At 61.9% G+C, this 22,347-nt stretch carries 23 protein-coding genes and 1 tRNA gene; 8 read left to right on the forward strand and 16 right to left on the reverse strand.

The window, feature by feature from the left end:
- Nucleotides 1-8: 8 nt before the first annotated feature.
- Nucleotides 9-84: transfer RNA gene (locus tag IM737_RS03960), tRNA-Thr, on the forward strand.
- Between the two features lie 48 nt (nt 85-132).
- On the opposite strand, the gene cysN is transcribed toward IM737_RS03960, so the two are convergent.
- From cysN to IM737_RS03980, 4 genes are all read right to left on the reverse strand, one after another.
- Nucleotides 133-2,022, reverse strand: coding sequence for a sulfate adenylyltransferase subunit CysN (cysN, locus tag IM737_RS03965; protein WP_272906543.1), 1,890 nt, complete (start codon nt 2,020-2,022; stop codon nt 133-135).
- A complete protein-coding gene (gene cysD / locus IM737_RS03970; RefSeq protein WP_236898493.1) occupies nt 2,022-2,927 on the reverse strand; it encodes a sulfate adenylyltransferase subunit CysD in 906 nt (301 codons plus the stop codon). Before cysD ends, cysN begins: the two co-directional genes overlap by 1 nt.
- A gap of 25 nt (nt 2,928-2,952) precedes the next feature.
- Nucleotides 2,953-3,741: a 3'(2'),5'-bisphosphate nucleotidase CysQ gene (gene cysQ, locus IM737_RS03975; RefSeq protein WP_236898494.1), complete on the reverse strand. Its 789-nt coding sequence runs from the start codon at nt 3,739-3,741 to the stop codon at nt 2,953-2,955.
- 170 nt (nt 3,742-3,911) lie between these two features.
- A complete protein-coding gene (locus IM737_RS03980) occupies nt 3,912-4,706 on the reverse strand; it encodes a sugar transferase (protein ID WP_236898495.1) in 795 nt (264 codons plus the stop codon).
- Between the two features lie 238 nt (nt 4,707-4,944).
- On the opposite strand from IM737_RS03980, the gene IM737_RS03985 reads away from it, so the two are divergent.
- Nucleotides 4,945-5,721 carry an NAD kinase gene (locus IM737_RS03985; protein ID WP_236898496.1) on the forward strand — a complete coding sequence of 259 codons (777 nt, stop codon included), beginning with the start codon at nt 4,945-4,947 and terminating at the stop codon, nt 5,719-5,721.
- Here the strand turns inward: IM737_RS03985 and IM737_RS03990 are convergent.
- From IM737_RS03990 to IM737_RS04000, 3 genes are all read right to left on the reverse strand, one after another.
- Nucleotides 5,718-6,923 carry a DUF2336 domain-containing protein gene (locus IM737_RS03990; RefSeq protein ID WP_236898498.1) on the reverse strand — a complete coding sequence of 402 codons (1,206 nt, stop codon included), beginning with the start codon at nt 6,921-6,923 and terminating at the stop codon, nt 5,718-5,720. The genes IM737_RS03985 and IM737_RS03990 overlap by 4 nt on opposite strands.
- 86 nt (nt 6,924-7,009) lie before the next feature.
- Complete coding sequence (locus IM737_RS03995) at nt 7,010-7,822, reverse strand: transglycosylase SLT domain-containing protein (RefSeq protein WP_236898500.1); 813 nt, start codon at nt 7,820-7,822, stop codon at nt 7,010-7,012.
- A gap of 63 nt (nt 7,823-7,885) precedes the next feature.
- Nucleotides 7,886-8,470, reverse strand: coding sequence for a nitroreductase family protein (locus tag IM737_RS04000; protein WP_236898502.1), 585 nt, complete (start codon nt 8,468-8,470; stop codon nt 7,886-7,888).
- Nucleotides 8,471-8,668: 198 nt separating this feature from the next.
- Between IM737_RS04000 and IM737_RS04005 the strand changes: the two genes are divergently transcribed.
- Complete coding sequence (locus IM737_RS04005) at nt 8,669-9,649, forward strand: hypothetical protein (RefSeq protein WP_236898504.1); 981 nt, start codon at nt 8,669-8,671, stop codon at nt 9,647-9,649.
- On the opposite strand, the gene IM737_RS04010 is transcribed toward IM737_RS04005, so the two are convergent.
- Nucleotides 9,646-10,410 carry an LCCL domain-containing protein gene (locus IM737_RS04010; RefSeq protein ID WP_236898506.1) on the reverse strand — a complete coding sequence of 255 codons (765 nt, stop codon included), beginning with the start codon at nt 10,408-10,410 and terminating at the stop codon, nt 9,646-9,648. The genes IM737_RS04005 and IM737_RS04010 overlap by 4 nt on opposite strands.
- A 153-nt stretch (nt 10,411-10,563) precedes the next feature.
- On the opposite strand from IM737_RS04010, the gene IM737_RS04015 reads away from it, so the two are divergent.
- Nucleotides 10,564-12,378: a hypothetical protein gene (locus tag IM737_RS04015; protein ID WP_236898508.1), complete on the forward strand. Its 1,815-nt coding sequence runs from the start codon at nt 10,564-10,566 to the stop codon at nt 12,376-12,378.
- Between the two features lie 36 nt (nt 12,379-12,414).
- On the opposite strand, the gene IM737_RS04020 is transcribed toward IM737_RS04015, so the two are convergent.
- The 7 genes from IM737_RS04020 to IM737_RS04050 all read right to left on the reverse strand — a co-directional run bounded on the left by IM737_RS04020 (nt 12,415) and on the right by IM737_RS04050 (nt 18,419).
- Nucleotides 12,415-13,818: a phosphomannomutase gene (locus IM737_RS04020; protein WP_236898510.1), complete on the reverse strand. Its 1,404-nt coding sequence runs from the start codon at nt 13,816-13,818 to the stop codon at nt 12,415-12,417.
- 33 nt (nt 13,819-13,851) lie between these two features.
- On the reverse strand, nt 13,852-14,850 hold the full coding sequence (locus IM737_RS04025; protein ID WP_236898512.1) for an NAD-dependent epimerase/dehydratase family protein: 999 nt from the start codon (nt 14,848-14,850) through the stop codon (nt 13,852-13,854).
- Nucleotides 14,851-14,927: 77 nt separating this feature from the next.
- On the reverse strand, nt 14,928-15,359 hold the full coding sequence (gene arfB, locus IM737_RS04030; protein WP_236898514.1) for an alternative ribosome rescue aminoacyl-tRNA hydrolase ArfB: 432 nt from the start codon (nt 15,357-15,359) through the stop codon (nt 14,928-14,930).
- 12 nt (nt 15,360-15,371) lie between these two features.
- The gene (locus tag IM737_RS04035) at nt 15,372-15,602 is read right to left on the reverse strand and encodes a hypothetical protein (RefSeq protein ID WP_236898515.1); all 231 of its coding nucleotides are present in this window, start codon (nt 15,600-15,602) and stop codon (nt 15,372-15,374) included.
- Nucleotides 15,602-17,584, reverse strand: a complete 1,983-nt coding sequence (gene thrS / locus IM737_RS04040; RefSeq protein ID WP_236898517.1) for a threonine--tRNA ligase — start codon at nt 17,582-17,584, stop codon at nt 15,602-15,604. Before thrS ends, IM737_RS04035 begins: the two co-directional genes overlap by 1 nt.
- Before the next feature lie 71 nt (nt 17,585-17,655).
- Entirely contained in the window at nt 17,656-17,967 is a 312-nt protein-coding gene (gene yidD, locus IM737_RS04045; protein WP_236898519.1) for a membrane protein insertion efficiency factor YidD, read from the reverse strand.
- Nucleotides 17,967-18,419: an iron-sulfur cluster assembly scaffold protein gene (locus IM737_RS04050; protein WP_236898521.1), complete on the reverse strand. Its 453-nt coding sequence runs from the start codon at nt 18,417-18,419 to the stop codon at nt 17,967-17,969. Before IM737_RS04050 ends, yidD begins: the two co-directional genes overlap by 1 nt.
- A 144-nt stretch (nt 18,420-18,563) precedes the next feature.
- On the opposite strand from IM737_RS04050, the gene folE reads away from it, so the two are divergent.
- The 3 genes from folE (at nt 18,564) to hisI (ending at nt 20,652) form a co-directional block, all read left to right on the forward strand.
- On the forward strand, nt 18,564-19,184 hold the full coding sequence (folE, locus tag IM737_RS04055) for a GTP cyclohydrolase I FolE (RefSeq protein ID WP_236898523.1): 621 nt from the start codon (nt 18,564-18,566) through the stop codon (nt 19,182-19,184).
- A 152-nt stretch (nt 19,185-19,336) separates the two neighbouring features.
- Complete coding sequence (locus tag IM737_RS04060) at nt 19,337-20,173, forward strand: AraC family transcriptional regulator (RefSeq protein WP_236898525.1); 837 nt, start codon at nt 19,337-19,339, stop codon at nt 20,171-20,173.
- 26 nt (nt 20,174-20,199) lie between these two features.
- Nucleotides 20,200-20,652 carry a phosphoribosyl-AMP cyclohydrolase gene (gene hisI, locus IM737_RS04065; RefSeq protein WP_236898526.1) on the forward strand — a complete coding sequence of 151 codons (453 nt, stop codon included), beginning with the start codon at nt 20,200-20,202 and terminating at the stop codon, nt 20,650-20,652.
- On the opposite strand, the gene IM737_RS04070 is transcribed toward hisI, so the two are convergent.
- Nucleotides 20,649-21,383, reverse strand: a complete 735-nt coding sequence (locus IM737_RS04070; protein ID WP_236898529.1) for a rhomboid family intramembrane serine protease — start codon at nt 21,381-21,383, stop codon at nt 20,649-20,651. The genes hisI and IM737_RS04070 overlap by 4 nt on opposite strands.
- 183 nt (nt 21,384-21,566) lie before the next feature.
- On the opposite strand from IM737_RS04070, the gene IM737_RS04075 reads away from it, so the two are divergent.
- Nucleotides 21,567-22,220, forward strand: coding sequence for a PAS domain-containing protein (locus tag IM737_RS04075; protein WP_236898531.1), 654 nt, complete (start codon nt 21,567-21,569; stop codon nt 22,218-22,220).
- Nucleotides 22,221-22,347 lie beyond the last annotated feature (127 nt).

Here is a 22,347-nt window from a genome sequence, read left to right on the forward strand (position 1 = left end):
CCGCAGTCGCCGGTATAGCTCAGTTGGTAGAGCACCTGATTTGTAATCAGGGGGTCACGGGTTCGAACCCTGTTGCCGGCACCAGAACTTGAAGGGCTTGGCGGTTTCCTGCCAAGCCCTTTGCTTTTGCGTTTAGCGGACCAGATAGTCGTACAGCTGGTCTGCCAATTCCGGTGGTTCGCGTTCGCCGCCCTTGAGCACGATGTCGGCGTGCTCGGGCACTTCGAACGGGCTGCTGATGCCGGTGAAGTTCTTCAGTTCACCGGCGCGCGCCTTGGCATAGAGACCCTTGGGGTCGCGCTTCTCGGCCACTTCGAGCGGCGTATCGACATAGACCTCGACGAACTCAACATCGCCGGCAATCTCGCGGGCCGTGCGTCGCTCGTTGCGGAACGGCGAGATGAAGGACACCAGGACGACCAGGCCCGCATCGGCCATCAGTCGCGCTACTTCGGCCACGCGGCGGACGTTTTCGATGCGGTCGGTCTCGGTGAAGCCCAGATCCTTGTTGAGGCCATGGCGGACATTGTCGCCATCGAGAATATAGCAATGCTTACCCTCGGCCGTCAGCCGCTTCTCCAGCAGGTTGGCGATAGTGGACTTGCCCGAACCCGAGAGGCCGGTGAACCAGACGATCCGCGGCGTCTGCCCCTTCATCTGGCTGCGTACATCACGGTTCACGTCGAAGGTCTGGTAGGTCAGGTTCTGGCCGCGCCGCAGCCCGAAATCGATCGTGCCGGCGCCTAGCGTCTTGTTGCTGATTCGATCGATCAGGATGAAGCCACCGGTGAGGCCATTCTCGACATACGAATCGAACGCGATCGGCTTGTCCGTCGAAATCGTCACCGTGCCGACTTCGTTGAGCTCCAGCATGCGTGCCGGGCTCTGTTCGAGTGTGTTGACGTTGGTCTTGAACTTCAGATTGGTGATCGAGGCCGGAATGACCTGCGAACCAACCTTGAGCAGATAGGAGCGCCCCGGCTGCGCCGGATCTTCCGCCATCCAGACCACACGGGCCTGAAACTGGTTGGAATATTCGGGCGTCTCCCCGGCATGGCTCAGCACGTCGCCACGCGAAATGTCGACCTCACGATCAAGCGTCAGCGTCACCGCCTCCCCGGCAATTGCCGCCTGCTTGTCGCCATCCAGGGTGACGATACGCGCCACCACGGCCGGCTTGCGCGATGCGGCCACCAGCACTTCATCGCCTACCTTGACGGTACCCGACGCCACGGTGCCGGAGAATCCGCGGAAATCGAGGTTCGGACGGTTCACCCACTGCACCGGGAAGCGCATCTTCTGCCCGGTGCGGTCTTCCGAAATGTCGATCTGTTCCAGATACGGCACCAGCGGCAGGCCGTCGTACCAGGGCGTACGGTCGCTGCTCGCAACGATATTGTCGCCGCGCAAAGCCGAGACCGGAACGGCCGTCAGCGTCTTGAAGCCCAGTGTCTTGGCAAAGTCGGTATATTCGGCGACGATCTTGTCGAAGACCTCCTGGCTATAGTCCACCAGGTCGATCTTGTTGACCACCAGAACCACATGCTTCACCCCAATCAGCGACAGGATGAAGCTATGGCGACGGCTCTGCGTTAGCACGCCCTTGCGGGCATCGATCAGCAACAGCGCCAGGTCGGCATTGGACGCGCCGGTCGCCATGTTGCGGGTATACTGCTCGTGGCCGGGCGTATCGGCGACGATGAACTTGCGCTTGTCGGTCGAAAAGAACCGATAGGCCACGTCGATGGTGATGCCTTGCTCGCGCTCGGCCACCAGGCCATCCACCAGCAGCGAGAAGTCGATGCCCTCGTCGCCAACCATGCGGTTGTGGCTTTCCTTCTTCAGGCTCGCCAACTGGTCATCGAGAATGAGCTGGCTGTCATAGAGCAGTCGTCCGATCAGTGTCGACTTTCCGTCATCAACACTGCCGCAGGTCAAGAAACGCAGGAGCGACTTGTTGGTCTGCTGCTGGAGCCACAGGCCGATATCGGTATCGGGGGTAAGGGGCATGGCCACGGACATCAGAAATAACCTTCCTGCTTCTTCTTTTCCATCGACCCGACGGAGTCGCTGTCGATGAGGCGGCCCTCGCGCTCCGAGGTGCGGCTGGCCTGCATTTCCATGATGATCTCCGGCAGCGTCGCCGCCGTGGATTCGATCGCCCCGGTCAGCGGGTAGCAACCCAGGGTCCGGAAGCGCACCATCATATCCTTGGGCGTCTCGCCTGGGTTGAGCGGCATGCGGTCGTCATCGACCATGATGAGCGTACCGGAGCGCTCGACGACCGGGCGCTTCTTGGCAAAATACAGCGACGGCAGCTCGATATTTTCGGCGTAGATGTAGGTCCACACGTCGAGCTCGGTCCAGTTGGAGATCGGGAACACCCGCATGCTTTCGCCGGGATTGAGCCTGGTGTTGAACACCCGCCAGAGTTCGGGACGCTGGTTCTTCGGATCCCAGGCATGCTGCGCATTGCGGTGCGAAAAGATGCGCTCCTTGGCGCGCGACTTTTCCTCGTCGCGCCGTGCCCCGCCGATAGCCGCGTCGTAGCGGCCGGCATCCAGTGCTTGCCGTAGCGCCTGTGTCTTCATGATGTCGGTATAGCGCGACGAGCCATGGTCGAACGGATTGATATTATTGGCCAATCCCTCGGGATTGGTATGGCTGATAAGGTCGAAGCCGAACTGATCCGCCATCCGGTCGCGGAAGGCGATCATTTCCTTGAACTTCCAGGTCGTATTGACGTGGAGCAGCGGGAACGGAATGCGCGACGGATAGAAGGCCTTGCGCGCCAGATGTAACAGAACGCTCGAATCCTTGCCGATCGAATACATCATGACCGGACGTTCGAAGCTCGCCGCGACCTCGCGCAGGATTTCAATGCTCTCCGATTCGAGCGCCCGCAGGTGGGTCATCCGCTCATTCATGTCGTCAACTCCAGAAACAGGCCGGTCAGGCCAAGGCGGGATCGCCAAACGCCACGAAATGTGGATTGGCAAAATCGGTGTCATGCGCCTGGTTGCGCTTTCCATAACACAACAGGTCGCCAAGCAGTGTTTCCACCCGGCCTCCTGCGGCGCGCAGAATGGCATCGCCCGCGGCGGTATCCCATTCCATGGTTCGGCCCAGGCGTGGATAGAGGTCGGCCTCACCTGACGCAACGAGGCAGAATTTGAGCGATGAGCCTGCAGCTATGAAGCGCGAGACCTGAAAGCGTTGCAGCCAGCCATCGACATCGCTGCCGCCATGTGAGCGGCTGCCGACGACATCCAGTCCTGTCCCTGCGCTACCGCGCACGCGGATCGGCTGGCTGTCGCTGATGGCCCGGCCAAGAACTCGCCCATGGAAAGCGCCGCTCTCACGGGCGCCCCACCAGATGCGCCCAAGCGCTGGCGCATAGACCACGCCCAATACCGGCGCTCCGTCTTCGATCAGCCCGATATTGACTGTAAACTCGCCATTGCGGGTGATGAATTCCTTGCTGCCGTCCAGCGGGTCAACCAGGAAAAAACTCTTGTCCGTCGCTGGAATCTGCCCCGCAGAAGCGGCCTCTTCGGCGACAATGGCAACATCAGGGGCCAGGCGCCCAAGCGCCTCAACGATGATGGCTTCCGCGGCCTCGTCAGCCTCGGTCACGGGCGAGCTGTCGTCCTTAACGCGAACCGCAAAATCCGTGTCGTAGATGCGGAGAATTTCAGCGCCGGCAGCAATGGCCACGGCGAGGAGTTCTTCAATCACCATCGACTTTTCGATCTCTTTCCGCGGCAGCCAGCCAGCCCAAATAATAGCCCTCCGCAATTGGCTTTCCGCCCGTCACAAGTCAAGCGCCACGCCAGAAAGCGCTGCCACATTCAAGGTCGTTCGGAGAAATCTATGCCCCGACTGTAGGAACACCTCCGGCGGGAAAGCGGTCACACACCACTTCCCCTGATGAACTCGCGCCGCAACGTCGTGACGATGATCCGCAGGTCGAGCCACAGGGAGAAGTTCTGGATATAGGCAATATCATGGTCGATGCGCATCTGGGCGAGCGCCGGGTCGGACACGTCGCCACGATAGCCATTGGCCTGCGCCCAACCGGTAATGCCGGGCAGCATGGTGAGCCGATCATCGTAGTAAGGCACGAAATCGCGGTACACGCCGCCTGCAGCCAACATGCCCGGGACATGCGGACGCGGCCCAACCATTGACATGTGCCCGAGCAGCACATTGGCCAGTTGCGGCAGTTCGTCGATGCTGGTCCGGCGCAAGAAAGCCCCTAGCCTCGTTACCCGTTTGTCGCTGGCAACGGTGAAGTTTAGGCCGCTCGCATCGCACTCGCCGGCCCGCATTGAGCGGAACTTGTAGGTCGGAAACAGCCGACCATTCAGCCCTTCCCGCATTTGCCGAAAGAACACCGGTCCGGGCGATTCCAGGACAACTGCCAATGCGACAAGTGCAAAGAGAGGAGAGAGCGTCAGCAGCCCCAGCGCTGCGATGCCGATATCCCCAGATCGCTTCACGACCAAGCGGACCGATCGAGCTACCGTTCTCTGCACGCTTTGCGGTCGTATTCCAGAAAAGCGCAACGGCAGGCCGGACCTGTCGATGGCAAAAGAGACGGGCCCTTCGAGATCAGAAGAGCTTCTGACAAAAGATTCTTCGCCAACGCGCCCTTCGTCAAACAATTTTCTATTAGTAACAACCCTATTTGTATTAATACTCATGCAAAAACGCCAGTTTTTCAATATTCAACAGCGCCGCGTACAAATAGTACGCAAAAATTTACTGTTGATAAATAGCGATATTTTGCATTTATTGGGCCGGGCAGGCACCCTAAAGTCTCGGCCACAAACCCACCGTTACGCAACCTCCCTGCACTCCCGCCGTCGCGTTGAGGCTGCGGCTTTGATGGCGCCCGCCTGCGACCCATGCTAGGCAGTCGCGTCATTTCCGGAGACGACCTTGTCCAGCCAACCCGCTGACCGCATCTGTTTTGTCACCAACGGCACCCCGGAAGCGGACACCGCGGCGGCGCGCCTCAAGGCTCGCTACGGCGACTACACGCTGGAAACTGCCGATGTGGTGGTTGCGCTGGGTGGCGACGGCCTCATGCTCCAAACCTTGCACCGCGCCATGAAAACCGGAATCCCGGTCTATGGCATGAACTTTGGCTCGGTCGGCTTTCTGATGAACGTCTTCTCAGAGGACGATCTGGATACCCGCCTGCGGGCAGTACAGCGCACCCGCATCTACCCGCTCTCGATGGAAGTGGTCGATACCTCCGGCAATGTGCAAACCGCGCTGGCGTTGAATGAGGTCTCGCTGTTCCGCACGACCTACCAGGCGGCCAAGTTGCAGATCGTGGTGGATGGCGAGACGCGGCTGGAGGAACTGATCTGCGACGGCGCCCTGCTCTCGACACCCGCCGGATCGACGGCCTACAATCTCTCCGCACACGGGCCGATCATCCCCATCGAGGCCCCGCTGCTCGCCCTCACGCCGATTTCCCCGTTCCGCCCGCGTCGCTGGCGCGGGGCCATTCTTTCCAACCGAGCGGTGGTCAAGTTCATCACTCGGGAGGCCGCAAAGCGGCCGGTGAGCGCGGTCGCCGACAATGTCGAGTTCCAGAATGTGCTGGAAGTGACCGTACGCGAGGATCGCTCGCGCGGCGTGACGCTGCTCTTCGATCCCGGCACGAGCCTCGAAGAGCGCGTGTTGACCGAACAGTTTCGCTACTAGGCGGCCGGTAGCGCCAGCCGCTCAGGCTCACCGTCATAGGGCAGCGCCATGGGCGACACCGCCTCAAGGGCAAAGGCCGCCATCACGCCCCGGGCTGCTTTGCGGGCCAGCAGAATGTTTTGCTCGCTGAGATAGGCGAAAGCCTCCTCAAGCTCATCCGGAATGACGCCGTCATGTTCGGCGATCAGTTCCTCTGTCAGCGCCGTCACCACATAGTGGCGGGCCGCAGCGTCATCGGCGAGATCGCTGGCACGCGCGTGCATCACCAGGCGCGCCAGCAGATTGCGCACGCCATCACCCAGGCCGCACCGGGTCAGCAAGGCATTGAGAGCCGACCGGCTGCCGCTTTCGAGCAGCGCGAATACCTTGGCGCGGGGCGCCTGGGCAAGTTCGGCAAGGCAGTCGGCGAAAAACATCACATGCCCCGTGACCACTGCGTGCAGCAGCACACGGGTATTGATCCGGTCTGTCAGTACGAGGTCGGACACATAGTCCGGGCTGAATCGGCTGGCTTCGCGCTCACCGATGGCCGACAGCGCCGTATCAGCACTATCCCGCAGGATGCGGCCCAACCGATCGGCAGGCAGCGCACCCTTGACGATGCGCGCTTCACGCAAGGCCTCGGTCACCTTCTGCACCAGCAGTAGCCTCGCCGCAGCGGGCAGATCGCGGCGCCCCAGCAGAGCCCCGCGCATATCCGGATCGCCACCATGTGACTGAGCTAAACCAGCTAGCAGGGCATCGCCCAGAGCCACGTCATGGCGCCGAACCAGACGCAGCGTCAATTGCCTGTCCTGCCGCGCCACCAATGCCGCTGCGAGACGTGGGCTAAGCGTCGTGCGCTGCGCGACCGACAACAGCATGGCGATATCGAGAGTCTTTACTAGGCCGATCAGGTCCGCATCGATCAAGACCGGCGAATATTGCAGCACGGCCCGCGCGATAACCGCGCTGTCATGCAGCAGCGCCAGCATGATCGGGCGGGGTGCAGCGGTGGAGTGCAACAGGCCATAGGCCAAAGCCGCACGCACCTTCACCGAGGGATCGTCGAGAAAACCGATCAGCGCCGCATAGAGCGCCGCCTGTTCATCAGCAGGTCCGACGTGTTTGAGATAGGCGAGAGCCGAGAGATGAGCAGCGCTGCCACGTTCCTCGCTGTCGAGCGATTGGGAAAGTGACACGAACTCCTGATACGCAACCATACTGCCCTCCGCACACCGGCGAAGATCACCCTAAGCAGGAAGATTTAAGGAACGGTTCACCATAAATCGATGATCGGCGCAGATCGTTACTGCGCGTAAAGCTGGGTAAAAAACGCCCCGCCATCGCCGCCATTGGTAATGTCAGGCAGAAGCGGCTCGGGCTCGGTCTTGAAGAGGCCGGTGAACGACATATTCTCCGGCGAGAAGCGCGACGGGACCACAGGTGCCACCGCGATCGGCGCTACGGCTTCCCCCGCAATTTGCTGGGCCGCGAAGGTGGCATTGGTATCGCCTGCCTCGTGCTTTGACACCAACACGCGATAGACTTCCCTGATGGTGCGGGCGTGGCCGTCCGAATAGAAGATCGCCCGGTTTGCCGACGCCTGTTTGGGAAACAGGTCTGCCGCCACCTGGTCGGGATTGGCGAGCCCCGCGGTGAACATCCGTTCGGCCCCCTGCGCCCCCAGGAAATGCGCAATGTAAAGCTCGCCTGCACTCGGCATTCGGCCGAAGCGGGCCTGGAGATAGTCACCGTTGGACTTTGTAAAAGCGGCTGCCAGGTCGGATGCAACCTGTGGATCCTCGCGCAGCTTGAGGATTTGCGCCTTCACCGTTGGATCGGCGATGTAGTAATCGCCCTCCGAGTTCCGCTGGATCTGCTGGGCATACTGCTCGTAGCCGAGCCGCGGCCCCTCTTGCTTCATCACCTGTAGCCAGGTGCTTTCGAGAAACTGGAACAGCCCGGTCGCCGAGGATGTCTGGGCTTTGGCTGCCGGATTGAGGCTGCTTTCGCGGATGGCGGTCTGCAGCAGATAGTCGAAATCGACGCCGTTGCGGTCACCCGCAGCGGTCAGCACATAGGCCAAGCTTTGTGGTACATTGATAGGCGTGACGCCCATGGGTGGGCTCGATCCCCGGCTTTACGTTTTGTTAGCATAAGACTGCATATAGTTAACAGAAGGTTAACCGTTCGGGGCCCAAGTGCTGACGATATCGGACAGTGCCGGACGCGGCCGATCCTCGACCGCAACGGTGGGCGTACCGATATGCACGAAGCCGACAAAACGCTCGCCGCCGCGTGCACCCAGCATTGTTGCGGCAGCCTGGTCGAACGCATACCAACGCGTCACCCACGATGCGGCAAAGCCGAGGGCATGGGCGGCGTGAACGAGGTTGAAGGCAACATTGCCGGCCGATAGCAGCTGTTCAAATTCTGGCACCTTGGGGTGCGGCTGCGGCGACGAGATCACGCCGATGGTCAGCGGCGAGGGCAGGAAGCGCTGGCGCTCGATCTCGAGGCTGGCCTCGTCGAGCCCAGGCGTGTTGCGCGCCGCGATCTCGGCCAAAGCCGCGCCGGCCTTGGCGCGATTGTCGCCGTCGATAACCACCAGCCGCCACGGCGTGATCTTGCCGTGGTCGGGCACCCGCGTTCCGATGGTGAGGATCTGCTCGAGTTCCGCCGCATTCGGCCCGGGCTCCTTAAGGAAGGCTATGCCCACGGAGCGGCGGGTCAACAGGTAATCGCGCAAGGCGGGATTGGCGGGCATAGCGAGTCTCCGTTTGGTGCCAGAGCAATAGCCATATTGCCGTCCCCACGCCAGAACCGACGCGATGCCGCGACAAAATCTGTCGCTCACGAGATTGCGCTGTTTTCATCGCGCTGGCTCTGTGACACAGCTTCTCCCAAATGGCCGGCTAAGCTGGCAATCGATTCAACGGCGTAGCAGCGGACCATAGGGGACCAGATGCGTTTGCGACAGAAACTGGCCCTGCTGATTGTTCTGGCTTTTGCCGGTCTGGCGGCGCCATCGGCCGTGACGCCGGTATCCGCGCAGGAAGCTACGGCGGAAATGCCGCCCATGCCACGCCCCCGCCCTGATCCGGCAATGCTCCCGCCAAGCACCACACCGCCAGTCGCCGGCACCGACACGCCAGCTACCGACGCCATCAATTCCGTAACCTCGGCGCCACAGCCCGTGTCGCTCACGGCGCGTATCACGCCGGAAGGCGCTCCGATCCCCGACGGCCTGGTCTGGCGTATCTTCGACACGACGCCCGATGCCAGCGGCGAGCTTGCACTGGTGGCCAAATCCGACGAAGGCGCAGCCAAGATCGAATTGCCGCCTGGTGAGTATGTCGTGCATGTCGCCTATGGCCGCGCCCAGATCAGCGAGACCATGTCGGTCGTACCCGGTGCCAACGAGAAAAGCTTCGTGCTCGAAGCAGGCGCCCTGCGGCTCAATTCGGCGGTGACCGGTGACGTGCCGATCCCACCATCACTGCTGAGGTTTGATATTTTCACCGGCGGTGACGAAGCCAACCGCACCATGATCGCCGAGGGCCTGCTGGCCAACGACATCATCACGCTCAACGCCGGCACTTACCACATCATCTCGCATTTCGGTGACATCAACGCCGTTGTCCGCGCCGATCTGCGCGTCGAACCCGGCCAGCTGACCGATGCGACCCTCTATCATCACGCCGCGCAGGTATCGTTCAAGCTGGTGTCCGAAGAAGGCGGCGAGGCGATTGCCGACGTTGAATGGACGGTCAAGACCTCGGACGGCGCCACCGTCTTTACCAATCTGGGTGCCTTCCCCTCGACTGTTCTGGCTGAGGGCGACTATCTCGTGCTGGCCAAGCAGGGCGAGCAGGTGTTCAACCGCGAGTTCCAGGTGCAGGCCGGTTCGCCGCGCGAAATCGAAGTGCTGACCAGCGTCTATTAGTTGGAGAGCTTGGTCCAAACCTTGCTTCTCTCAGGCAGCACGATGCGGAAGCTGCCAGCCCAGCTGGCATATGTCCCGCTAACCACCCCGTTGGCAGTCGACGCACCATAGCTCGCCTGGCCCGGCAGGATTTCCACCGTTACCACGCCGGTCTCACCCGGCCGGAGCACGCCAGCATGCACCGCTGCGACGGCCAGTTTTGAATCGTCAGTATAGGGACCATCGCCCCAGAGCGAACCTGTGGTGGAACCGGTGACTTCGAATTTGAGGATCGTGCCGTGCTGGCCCCGATACCCCGATAGGTCACCTGGATCGGGCAGTGCTACGTCGCCAAGCAGCTCGACCCCTGTCAGCTTGTAGGCAACATCCCAGGCGCCATAGGACAGGCTGGTTACCCCATGCCGTTCGCTTCCGGCATATGCCGGCAGGCCGTCGACGATCTCCACTGTCACGATGCCGCTCTGCCCGGGCTCGAGCAAGCCGGCATGGACGGCGGCAACGGCCAACACAGAGTCACTGGTATAGGTGCCATCACCCCAGATGCCACCGCGGGTCGCTCCGACAACCTCGAAACGATGCGTCGTACCAATAGCGGTGGCAAAACTGAACAGGCTGCCTGGATCGGGTGCAGGTGCCGCAATCACCGACGCAGCTGTCGCCGGCGACCCGAGTTTTGCGGAACTCTGCGCCAGGGCGCCCTGCCCCAAAACCAGCGTAACGGCAACGGCCGACAAAAGCTTGGCTAATGGAGCTGACGACACGACATGGCCCGCCGGTTGTTGGACTGTTGGCGCTATATTGCGCGGGCCATGGCGGCTGGCAAGCGAAGTGATGCATGCCGCCGCCGTTTGCCTATTGAAGGTAACGGTCCGATAGCCCAGATTGCGCCCGAACCGATAGCGGGAGAAACCAGAATGCAGACCAGCACGACGTCCCGGCGCCGCCTTGGAGCGCTTGCCGCAGCCTGCCTATTGAGCGTGGCCTTGCCAACGACAGCCGCCTGGGCCCAGAAGTCCAAGACCAAGGCCGAGCCCTCAGTCGAAGCACCGGCGGAAACGCCCGCCGTAGCCACCGCCGCCGAATTTTCCGTCGCTATCCCAACGATCGATGCAGTGGACTCCAACGTCGACGATGAAACGCTGCGCGAAATTTTCGCCGGAAATGTCATCGACAATGCCGAAGACCTTGCCGGCTTGACCGCCACCAGCATCACCATTCCCGAAATCACCATCAACGCCACCAATACAGTCGACGGGGAAACCACGACGGTCGGCTTCGTCATGAGCGACCTGGTATTTGCCGATGTGGCCGATGGCGTAGCCGGCTCTGTCAGCGTCGCCTCGGCAACGTTCGATGTTGGTGAAGCCGGTAGCGGGTCCTACGACGCCTTCACCATGAGCGACTTTAATATCGGAGCATTGCTCGGCGTTCTTGGCCTGGTCGATAATGTCGAACCGGGCGAATTCCAGACCATCTACAGCGATTTCACCATGGAAGGCGGTTCGCTGTCCTATCCGCAGATCGATTGCACTCTCAATCCCGCGACTGCTGGCGAATTCAAGGCAAGGCCGTTCAACTACTCGGTCCCTGAGATGATGCAACTGGTTAGCACGCTGTCGGAAACTGAGACGCCTTCGCCCGAGACGCTTGGCGCCCTGCTCCGGATGTATGCTGACGTACTGACCGCCTTCGAAATGTCGGAAGTGAAGTATTCTGGCGTCGACTGCAGCGGCACGGACGACGAGGGCCGCCCCCTAACCATCGCGGTTGGCAGCTTTACGATGGGCCCCTGGACTCCCGGCGTTTACCCCGCCTTCTCGGTTGAGGGTGTCGAAATCGCCGTCGAGGGCGACGGCGCGGTCAGCCTGGGCAGTGCCACATTCAAGGAAATGGACCTGTCGGGCCCCATCGCAGCCATTGAGGCCGCACCGGAAGCCCTCGACGAAGCCTGGTTTGTAGCGAATGCCCGGTCACTCATTCCGGCCTTCGCCGGCTTCTCCTTTGACGGCCTCGATATCGACGTTCCAGATCCCGAGACCGAAGGCGGTCGCATCACGGCCAGCATCGGCGCGTTCGATCTTTCCCTGGCTGAGTATGTCAACGGCATTCCCAGCGACATCCTGACCACGGGTAGCAACATCGTTGTCGATCTACCCGAGGATTCCGACGACGAGCAGGTCCAGCAACTGCTGGCTTTGGGCATCACCAGTGTCGATGCTGGCTTCACTGTCGATGCATCTTGGAACGAGGCCGAGAACACCATCTCAGTGGACGAAGTCTCGGTCACCGGCGCCGATCTCGCCACGGTCCTCCTCAGCGGCACCATCGCCAACGCGACCGAAGCGCTGTTCGCTACCGACCAGAACGAGATGATGGCCGCGGCAATGGGCATCGCCATCGCCAACCTCAAGGTCGACGTGACCGATGCGGGTCTGTCCGACATCATCCTGGCGCGCGTTGCCGCCGATCAGGGCGGCACAGCGGAACAGATGCGTCCGGTCTTCGCCGGCCTCGCCGAAGGGACAATCGTCGGCATGCTTGCCGGTGCAGCCGAAGCCCAGAAGGTTGGTGGCGCCGTCAGCAGCTTCGTCAGCGGCCAGGCCAAGCAGCTCATCATCGAGCTGACCGCAAAAGAAGCACCCGGCCTCGGGCTAATGGACTTCATGGCGGCAGAGAGCGATCCGACGGTGCTGATCGGCAAGGTCACGATCGACGCGACAGCCAAGTAAGACACAAGGGGCCGCTTTCGAGCGGCCCCGATCGTTTCAGCGGACCTGTTTGGCAGCCGCAGCCATCGCCCAGTTCAGCAGGCTCTGAGCGACTTCAGGCGAACTACCCTCGACATAGCAGCGCAGTTCGGGCGCATTGCCCGAGGCACGGAAATGCACCATGTCGCCCGATTGCGTACGGAATTGCAGCCCATCTATGGTCGACAAGCCGGCAATGCCGTGCGGCGCAAAGAATGCCTCGGCAAACTCGCGATCCGCCTCCAGTCGCTTGAGAAAATCCCCGCTGCGCTCGCCGGGCACATCCTGAAGCCGATCGGCGATGGCATGCTGCAGTGGCAGTTCCGCAACGATCTCATCAACCCGCCTGCACTGCCGCGCCGCTAACCCCAGCGCGCAAAGCAACGGCAGCACCGCATCGCGCGTTGGAAGTGGCGTCAGCGGCTGCCCATCGACGGCGATGCCGTCGCCGACGAAGGTGCCGCCATTGGCTTCGAAACCCACCACGCCATCATGGTGCTGCTCCATCGCCGCCACGACGAAGGGCGAACCGACTTTGGTGCGGATCACATTGGCAAAGAAGCAGGTGCGTTCGATCGCCGAATTGGAGGTGACGGGTGTCACCACGGTCCGGGCGCCGAGGAACCGTGCCGCCAGCAGGCCCAGCACGTCGCCGCGCACGAAGGCGCCATCGCCGTCCATCAACAGCGGCCGATCACCATCGCCATCGGCGGAGACGATCGCGTCCAGCTTTTCGCTGGCGATCCACCCCTGGAGCGGCGCAAACACCGCATCGCCAAATGCTTCGGTATCGACAGCCACAAAAGTGTCGGTACGACCGAGGCTCACCGTCGCGGCCCCCGCCAGCCTGAGGATACGCGTGAGAAGGTCGCGCGCCACGGTGGAATGCTCGAACACACCGATGCGCATGCCCGCAAGGGTGCCCGAAGGCAGCAGGGTGGCAAACCGGTCAACGTAGCGCTCCACGGCGGCGGAGGCCTCGTCGCTCAGCGGACGAGAACTGTCGGGAACTGCTTCATCGGTCAGCGCCGCCAGTATCCCGGCCTCATCGGCTTTGCTGATTTCGCCCGATGGAACATAGAATTTGAGCCCATTCCGGTCCGATGGAATATGGCTGCCGGTGATCATGATCGCCCCGCATCCGGCGGCCATGGCATGGTAGGCCAAAGCTGGCGTCGGAATCGTCCCGCAGTCGACGGCCTCGAGCCCGAACTCGACGATCGCAGCCGCGCAATCCTTGGCTATGGCGGGGCTAGACTGACGAAAATCCCGCCCCAGGAACAGCTTGCCCCCACCCAGTTGGCCGAGCCCCTGCATATGCCGCAGAAACGCCGCGGTGTAGCGCCGCGCCGCCTGCCCTTCGAGCTCCACGGCAAGCCCGCGCAGGCCACTGGTTCCGAATTTGAGACTGGACTGAGACACCGCTATCTCTCTGGTTGTGCTACGTTCTGCCGGTCATAGGCTGTGGTATTGGCGATACCAAGCCACAAAACGTGCAATGCCGGTATCAATTGGCGTATGGGGTAGATCGCCCACGATGCGGCGCAGCAGCCCAACATCGGCCGCGGTCTCTCGGGGATCGCCTGCTTGCAGCGGCAGGAACCGGCTATCGGCCTTTCGCCCCAGCGCCGCCTCAATCGCCGCAACAAAGTCCATTAGCGGCTCTGGGTGCCCGCCCGCCAGGTTGACGCAACGATAGGGCGCAACCGGCGATAGAGAGTCGCCCTCGACACGCTCACCGACGACCGGCCCCTTGGGAATGATGCGCATCACCGCCTCAATGAGGTCGTCGATATAGGTGAAGTCTCGCCGCATCTCACCACCGCCATAGATGTCGATCGGCCGCCCCTCAAGGATCGCCGCCACGAACTTGAACAGCGCCATATCCGGCCGCCCCCAAGGTCCATAGACGGTGAAAAAGCGCAGGCAGGTCGTGGGCATATCGAACAGATGCGCATAGGCATGCGCCATCGCCTCCCCACCCTTCTTGGTCGCCGCATAGAGCGAGATAGGCGTATGCGCCGCATCCAGCTCCGAGAACGGCACCTTAATATTGCCGCCATAGACCGAACTGGACGACGCGAACAGCAGATGCGCCGGCTTGCTGGCGCGCGCGGCCTCCAGCAGGTTGCCGGTGCCCACTAGATTGGCCCCGACATAGCTTTGAGGCTGCTCTATGCTGAACCGCACTCCCGCCTGGGCAGCAAGATGCACGACGACCTCGGCATCGGCGCCTTGCAGCGACGCGGCGAGCAGGTCGGCATCCTCCAGCCAGCCTTCGATACTGGTGAAGCCGGCATATCGCGCCAACTCGGCCAGCCGCCCGCGCTTCAGGGCAACATCGTAATAGTCGGTGACGGCATCAAAGCCTATGACCGTGTGCCCCTCATCGAGCAGACGCCGGGCCAGATGATAGCCAATGAACCCGGCCGTCCCGGTAACGAAAACCCGCATTTATGTTCCCTGCACCGGTCGACCAACGACCACATCGCTTCGACACGTAGCCAAGTCAATGCTGCAAGAGATGGCCATCACTCTACGTCCGGCTTGACGCTGCGATGACGTTTCACCACGCCGCGAATAGCCTTGCCGTCAAGGCGCCGGCGCTTGGAAGCCAGCGTCGGCCTGGTGGCAACACGCGGCTTGGGCACATGCGAGCCGGCCACCAGCAGGCCTACAAGGCGCTCCAGTGCGTCGGCCCGGTTCATCGGCTGGTCGCGGTGTCCATTGGCGATGATGACGATCACGCCATCCTTGGTCAGCCGCTTGCCGGCCAGCACCGCCACGCGCCGCTTCATCGCTTCGGGAATGTTAGGAGAATTGGCCAGGTCAAAGCGCAGCTGCACCGCGCTCGACACCTTGTTGACATTCTGCCCACCGGCGCCGGTACCACGAACGAAACTCTCCTCGATCTCGGATGGATCGATGGAAATGGAGCGGGTGATGACAATGGGATCAGCCATCCCCGCTCCTTACTAGTTCCGGTACCGACCCGCGAAGATGATTTCGCCCTCGTGGATCGTGAGCCCCTTGACGGTTGCCCGATACTTGCCAGGCAGGCCCTCTGCCTCGATCACCCAGCCCTTCTTCAGCATACCGGCGAAGACCTTTTCGCCGATATCCTTGAAGTCGCCTGGTCCCAACGCATTCTCTTCGCCGAGATGCGTCAGGGCCTTGATCTCGCGATTGGACGGGCGCTGCGGCATTAGGATGCCTTCGCTGCCTTAAGATCGGGTGCGGTGGCTTCAGCCATGAGTGCGACCAGAGCATCCATGAACGGCTCCACCTTCTGGCCCTCGCTACCGAGGCGGCGCACCGAAACGGTACCCTCCTCGGCTTCGCGACGGCCCACCACGAACATCAGCGGGGTCTTGCCCACCGAATGCTCGCGCACCTTGTAGTTGATCTTCTCGTTGCGCATGTCGAGATCGGCGCGAATGCCCGCCGCCCGCAACTGGCTCACCAGCTTCTGGGCGTATTCATCCGCCTCCGACACGATGGTCGCGACGACGACCTGGGTCGGGGCCAGCCACATCGGCATCTTGCCGGCATAGCTCTCGATCATCATGCCGATGAAGCGCTCGAGCGAACCCAGGATCGCGCGATGCAGCATCACCACATACTGGCGCGAGCCATCCTCGGCGACATAAGTCGCGTCCAGACGTTCCGGCAGCACGTAGTCGAGCTGCAGCGTCCCCACCTGCCAGGAACGCCCGATGGCGTCCTTGAGGTGGAATTCGAGCTTGGGCGCATAGAACGCGCCTTCGCCCTCGGCGATCTCGAAGTCATAGCCGGTCGCGCGCAGGGCATCGCCCAGCGCCTTCTCGGCCGCATCCCAGCGCTCGATGGTGCCACCGAACTTCTCCGGCCGCGTCGCCAGCTTGATGACGACATTGTCGAAGCCCATGTGCCCATAGACCGAATAGAGCAGGTGCACGAAATGCTCGGTCTCGCTCTGGATCTGGTCCTCGCGGCAGAAGATATGCGCGTCGTCCTGCGTCATCTGGCGAACGCGCATCAGCCCATGCAGGGCACCATGCGCTTCGTTGCGATGACAGCAGCCGAATTCTGCCATTCGCAGAGGCAGATCACGGTAGCTCTTGATGCCCTGGTTGAATATCTGGATATGGGCCGGGCAGTTCATCGGCTTGAGCGCCATCAGGTCGCTCTTGCCCGACAACACCGGACCTTCCTCTTCCGTCCCCGGCACTTCGTCAGGCACCACGAACATGTTTTCGCGGTACTTGCCCCAGTGGCCGGAAGCCTCCCAGAACTTCGAACTCATCAGTTGCGGCGTCTTGACCTCGACATAGCCCGACGTGCTCAGGCGGCGGCGGATATAGGCCTCCATCTGATTGTAGAGCACATAGCCCTTGGGATGCCAGAACACCGACCCCTGCGCTTCCGGCTGGAAGTGGTAGAGATCCATCTCCTGCCCGATCTTGCGATGGTCGCGCTTTTCGGCCTCCTCCATCATGTGGAGATAGGCTTCCAACTCTTCCTTGGTCGCAAAGGCCGTGCCGTAGATGCGGCTCAGCACCGGATTGTTGCTGTCGCCCCGCCAATAGGCGCCCGCCACCTTGGTCAGCTTGAAGGCCATGCCGACATCCTTGACGGTCCGCATATGCGGGCCGCGGCAGAGGTCGATCCACTGGCCTTGCTTGTACATCTTGAGCGACTGGTCAGCCGGAATGGCGTCGACGAGCTCCACCTTGAAGGCCTCTCCCTTGGTGCGGAAGAAGTCCTTAGCCTGGTCGCGGGTCCAGATTTCCTTGCTGAAGGCTGCACCGCGATCGACGATCTCTGCCATCTTCTTCTCGATGGCCGGAAAGTCTTCCTCGCTGAACGGCTCGTCACGCTTGAAGTCGTAGTAGAAGCCGTTCTCGATGACAGGACCGATCGTCACCTGCGTACCGGGCCACAGCTCTTGAACCGCTTCGGCAAGCACGTGCGCGGCATCGTGGCGGATCAGTTCCAGCACGTCCTTGGACCCGCTGTCACGCGTCACGAACTCTATCTTGCCGTCTGCTTCGAGCGAGTCGGACAGGTCCGACAGCACGCCGTTCCAGCGCATGGCAACGGTCTTCTTGGCCAGGCTCTTGGAGATGCCTTCGACCACGGTGGTCCCGGTGGTGCCACGCGCATAGTCGCGAGCTGCACCGTCGGGGAACGTCACCTTGATCGTCATTTTAGGTCTCCAGAAATGGATGATATGCAGCGGAAATCACTACAAGGGCGCCTGTCTAGCACGATTGGCTATTATTTCCAGCGCCCATAAGACCATGGCAGGTACCAACGCGCGGCCGCTGGAATGGCCTCCGGCACCGGGTCGTAGCCATGTGTTCCGCCCGGCCTGCACCTGACATAGCGGGCCAGCCCCATCCAGCCGCCCGGCCAGAAGCCGAATTTCCAGATGGCATCGCTCGTATATTCCGAGCAGGTCGGCAGGTGCCTGCAGGTCCGGCCGGTAAAGGCCGACAAAGTGTATCGGTAGACCGTGATCAGGAAAACCGCGGCAAACTTGAACGGCAGGTCCACCACCTGCCAGACGATGGCAATGAATCGATCCATCAGCCGGCAGCCGCAACCGCTTGGTTCGACTCGATCTTTTCCAGCGCATCCGCAACCGCATCGAACACCAACAGCGTCGATACATGCCGGGCGCGATACTCGCGCACCGGTTCTAGGTAGCGCAAGTCGCCCCACTTGCCCGAAGGCGGCGCGCCATTCTCCTTGAGCATGGCATGCATCTGCTCGCGCACCTGCCGAAACTCGGCGACCGGCGTCCCGACGATTTCCCGCGCGACGACCGCGGCCGAGGTCTGCCCTAGTGCACAGGCCGAAATCTCGTGCCCATAGTCGGCGATCACGCCGTCCCGAACGGTAAGGTCGACCTCGATCACCGAACCGCAAACCCGGCTCACCTTGCGCGAACTGGCGTCGGCTTCGACCAAGCGGCCGGGCTGTTGGGCATTTCCCGCAAGGTCGAGGATTTTTTGGGAATAGAGATCGCTCAGTTCCATGGACCGCACAATTCTGTTTCTTGTGACCGTCGTCACAGGCTCCTATATAGGGCGTCCCAGTCGGACTGTCAGGGTTGTGTCGCAATCTGTGGTCCACAAACGTCATGGTCTCGTAGAATGACCAGACGCAAGGAGCCGACCTAGATGGACGCTTTCACAAAGCCGATCGGCGCCACCGCCACCTCGACCACCCATTTCCCCCGTCCGACCCGCGAAGAAGCCGAAGCGGCAGTCCGCACCCTCATTGCCTGGGCCGGTGATGATCCGACTCGCGAAGGCCTGCTTGAAACACCCGGCCGCGTCGCTCGCGCCTATGGCGAGTTCTTCGCCGGTTACGAGCAGGACGCCAAGCAAACGCTGGCCAAGACCTTCAAGGAAGTCGGCGGCTACGATGACATCGTGCTGGTCAAGGACATCCCGTTCAATTCCCACTGCGAGCACCACATGGTGCCGTTCATCGGCAAAGCCCATATCGCCTACCTGCCGCATGACGGCGTCGTCGGCCTCTCCAAGCTGGCCCGCCTCGTGGAGGTCTTCGCCCGCCGCCTGCAGACGCAGGAAAACCTGACGGCGCAAATCATCGACGCCATCAACGAGCATCTTGGTCCGCGTGGCGCGGCGGTCATGCTTGAGGCCGAGCACATGTGCATGTCCATGCGTGGCGTTCACGCCCACGGCGCATCGACAATCACCCATCGCTTTACGGGCGTCTTCGCCGAAGACCGTATCGAGCAGGATCGCTTCTTTGCCATGCTTCGCAGGTGATTTGCGCAGCAGATGAAAGGCTCCAGTGGAGCCTTTCAAACCAAGAAGGCCATGAGAGCTACGCTCGAATGGCCCGGCGCTGAAACGCAATCGCGATCAAGCAGAGACTGCGCTAGGCTCCTAGGCAAGGCCCGTCACAGCCCGAGCGATTCATGCAGTTCATCGAACGCGCCGTCTGGTTCATAGAAAACCGCTTCGCCGAGGACATCACCCTCGACGACATCGCCGATGTCGGCGGTGTCTCGCGTTTCCACCTGTCGCGCAGCTTCGCCACGCTGACTGGCCATTCCGTGATGGGCTACGTCCGCGCTCGCCGCCTGACCACAGCGGCGGAGAGGTTGGTCGGCGGTGCCCCCGACATTCTCGCTGTCGCACTCGATGCGGGCTACGGTTCCCACGAAGCCTTCACGCGCGCTTTCCGCGACCAGTTCAACCAAACTCCGGAACAGGTGCGGGCACAGGGCGTTGCCGATCCCAGTCGGCTGGTCGAACCCCTGCGCATCGATGAAACCCTGCTGGTCGAACTGCCCGAACCGCGGATCGAGGATTGTCGCCCGATGCGTATAGCCGGGCTGGCGGAGCGCTATACCTTCATGACCAATCACAGCATCCCGTCGTTGTGGCAAAGGTTCGCACCGCATGTCGGCTACATGCCCGGCCAGATCGGGGCTTTCACCTATGGCGTCGTGGCCGATTTCGAGGAGGATTGCTCCTTCGGCTACCTGGCCGGTGTCGAGGTCTCGCCAAATGCGGACCTCGATGAAGGCATGGGCTACATCGACATCCCGGCCCAGCGCTACGCCATCTTCGCCCATGCCGGACACATCTCCACCATGCGCCGCACCGCCTATTCCATCTGGGCGCAGTACTTCCCCGGCAGCCTGCATGTTCCAACCGGCGGACCGAGTTTCGAGCGCTATGGGGCGGAGCATGACGCCGAAACCGGCCATGGGCTCGTCGAGGTCTGGATACCGATCCGGCTGGATTAGCCGGCCACCCGGCGGTATGTAGGGGCATGACCCAGCTCTTTGCCGATCCCGCCGCCCTGACCCACGATCAGTTGGAAGAAGGCACGGCCTTTGCGCCGCGTTTCGATGCCGCGGGCCTCGTCACAGTCGTCACCGTCGAGGCCGGCAGCAACGACGTGCTGATGGTCGCCCATATGAACGCCCAGGCGCTGGCGCTGACCCTGGAGACCGGCAACGCCCACTACTGGTCGCGCTCGCGCGGCAAGATCTGGAAAAAGGGCGAGACCTCAGGCGAACTGCAGGAGGTCGTCGAGCTCCGCACCGATTGCGACCAGGATGCGATGGTGCTGGTAGTCAACCAGACCGGGCGCGGCGCCGGCTGCCATACTGGCCGCAAATCCTGCTTCTATCGCCGGGCTACGCTGGACGGTGGCAAGGCAGTGCTCGCCGATACCGGCCTGCCGATCCTGTTCGATCCCAAGGCTGTTTACGGCGCCTAGCTCTTCCGCTCGAATAGTCCCACCATCAGGATGCCCGCGGCAAAGCCTCCCAGATGCGCCTGCCACGCTACCCCGACCTGCTGCCCCGTGAGCAGCGGCAGCAGTGGTACCGCGGCGTTGAGTGCAACCCAGATGATGGTAAACATCCGCGCCCGGCTGTCGCGCCACAGGTCGCCAAAGCTGGCAAGCTTTCGCCCCACGACAATGCGCTGCCCGGTCTCGGGATGCTGCGCCACGATGACCGGCTGGAAGATGAAGCGGATCGCCGCCCCGGTCAGTCCGGCGACACCGCCGGATGCGCCAATCAGGTAAGCCCCTGAATTGATTGAGGTTGCGGCGAACAATGCTGCGCCTGCCGCCGCCGAGATGAAGAATATGGCCAGCATCGGCCCTGCCCCGTAGCGCCGCGCCACCGGCGTCGCGAAGATGGCGAACCAGGCGCAGTTGATCAGCAGGTGATCCCACCCGCCATGCAGCAATGCGTGGCTGAAAGGCTGCCAGATCAAGGGGATGGCGATGGATGGGTCATCGGAAAAATAGAGGATCCGCGCAGGCTGGAAGGCGAACCAGAACATCAGCTGCAGCAGACCCTCCTGGTTAAGCACCAGGGTTGACGCAAGGTGAATGGCCACCAGGACGCCGATAACGGCCGTCACCGAACCCGGCAGCAAAAACACCGGCTCACGCCCAGCATGCTGGAGGTCTTGCGGCGGACGATCTTGTTCACTCATCACTTCACTCCGACTCGCGAGGTACCCCGCGCCCTTCCGTCTTCTTTTCCACATTGGGACAGCGGCGTTAACCTTAACTATTCTTTAAGAGCGCTTTTGCCGCTCCGTTTTGCCAATGTTGGGTGGCGGCGGAGGCGTTCCTAGGGGGGAGCGCCGACCGTGGGTTGGCGGGTCGAGTACACTATGCAAAAAACGAGCACCAGAACGCTCTATGACTACTGGAATTCCATTCGCGGGTCGCGCAGCGCACCCGAGCGGAAGGATATCGATCCGACGCGCATTCGCGAGGCCCTGGCCAATACCTTTATTCTGGAACTCGACGAGAGCGAGAAATTCTCGTTCCGCCTTGCCGGCTCCCATCTATGCACGAGCTATTGCCGCGAGCTCAAGGGGCGCTCCTTCTCGGCGCTCTGGCATGAGCGCGATGGCGATGCGATGGAAACGCTGATCCGCGCCGTTACCGAGGATCACGCCGTGGCTCTGGTCACGTTCCAGGGCACCACCGCCCTCCACACCAAGGTCAGCTTCGAGACCATCCTGATGCCGCTGCGGCACAATGGATCGACCCATACTCGCCTGCTCGGCGCCATGACGGCGCTGGACGAGCCCTACTGGCTCGGCGTTCAGCCGATCATGGAACAGCGCATCACCGGCCTGCGCCTGATCTGGCCGGACGACGTTGCGCTCGATGACGGCGCTCGCGATGTGGCGACCAAAGTCGTCAACGACGTGGCCTTTGGCGCACAAACCGCGCCGCTGGCCATGCCCGCCGTCGTCTACGGTCGCACCGCTCGCCGCTATGCCCATCTCGCCGTTATCGACGGCGGCAGGCAGTAAGCGAAACGACAAGAAATAGCCTGCAATTTGCGCGGCCTGTGCTGCGCAAAACCCCCTATTCCCTCACCATGCGTTAACCAAGACACGCTAGCTTGCTGTGGAAACACAATAGCTTCAGCGGTGCGGC

The sequence above is a fragment of the Devosia sp. SL43 genome (assembly GCF_021729885.1).
Classification (GTDB): Bacteria; Pseudomonadota; Alphaproteobacteria; order Rhizobiales; family Devosiaceae; genus Devosia.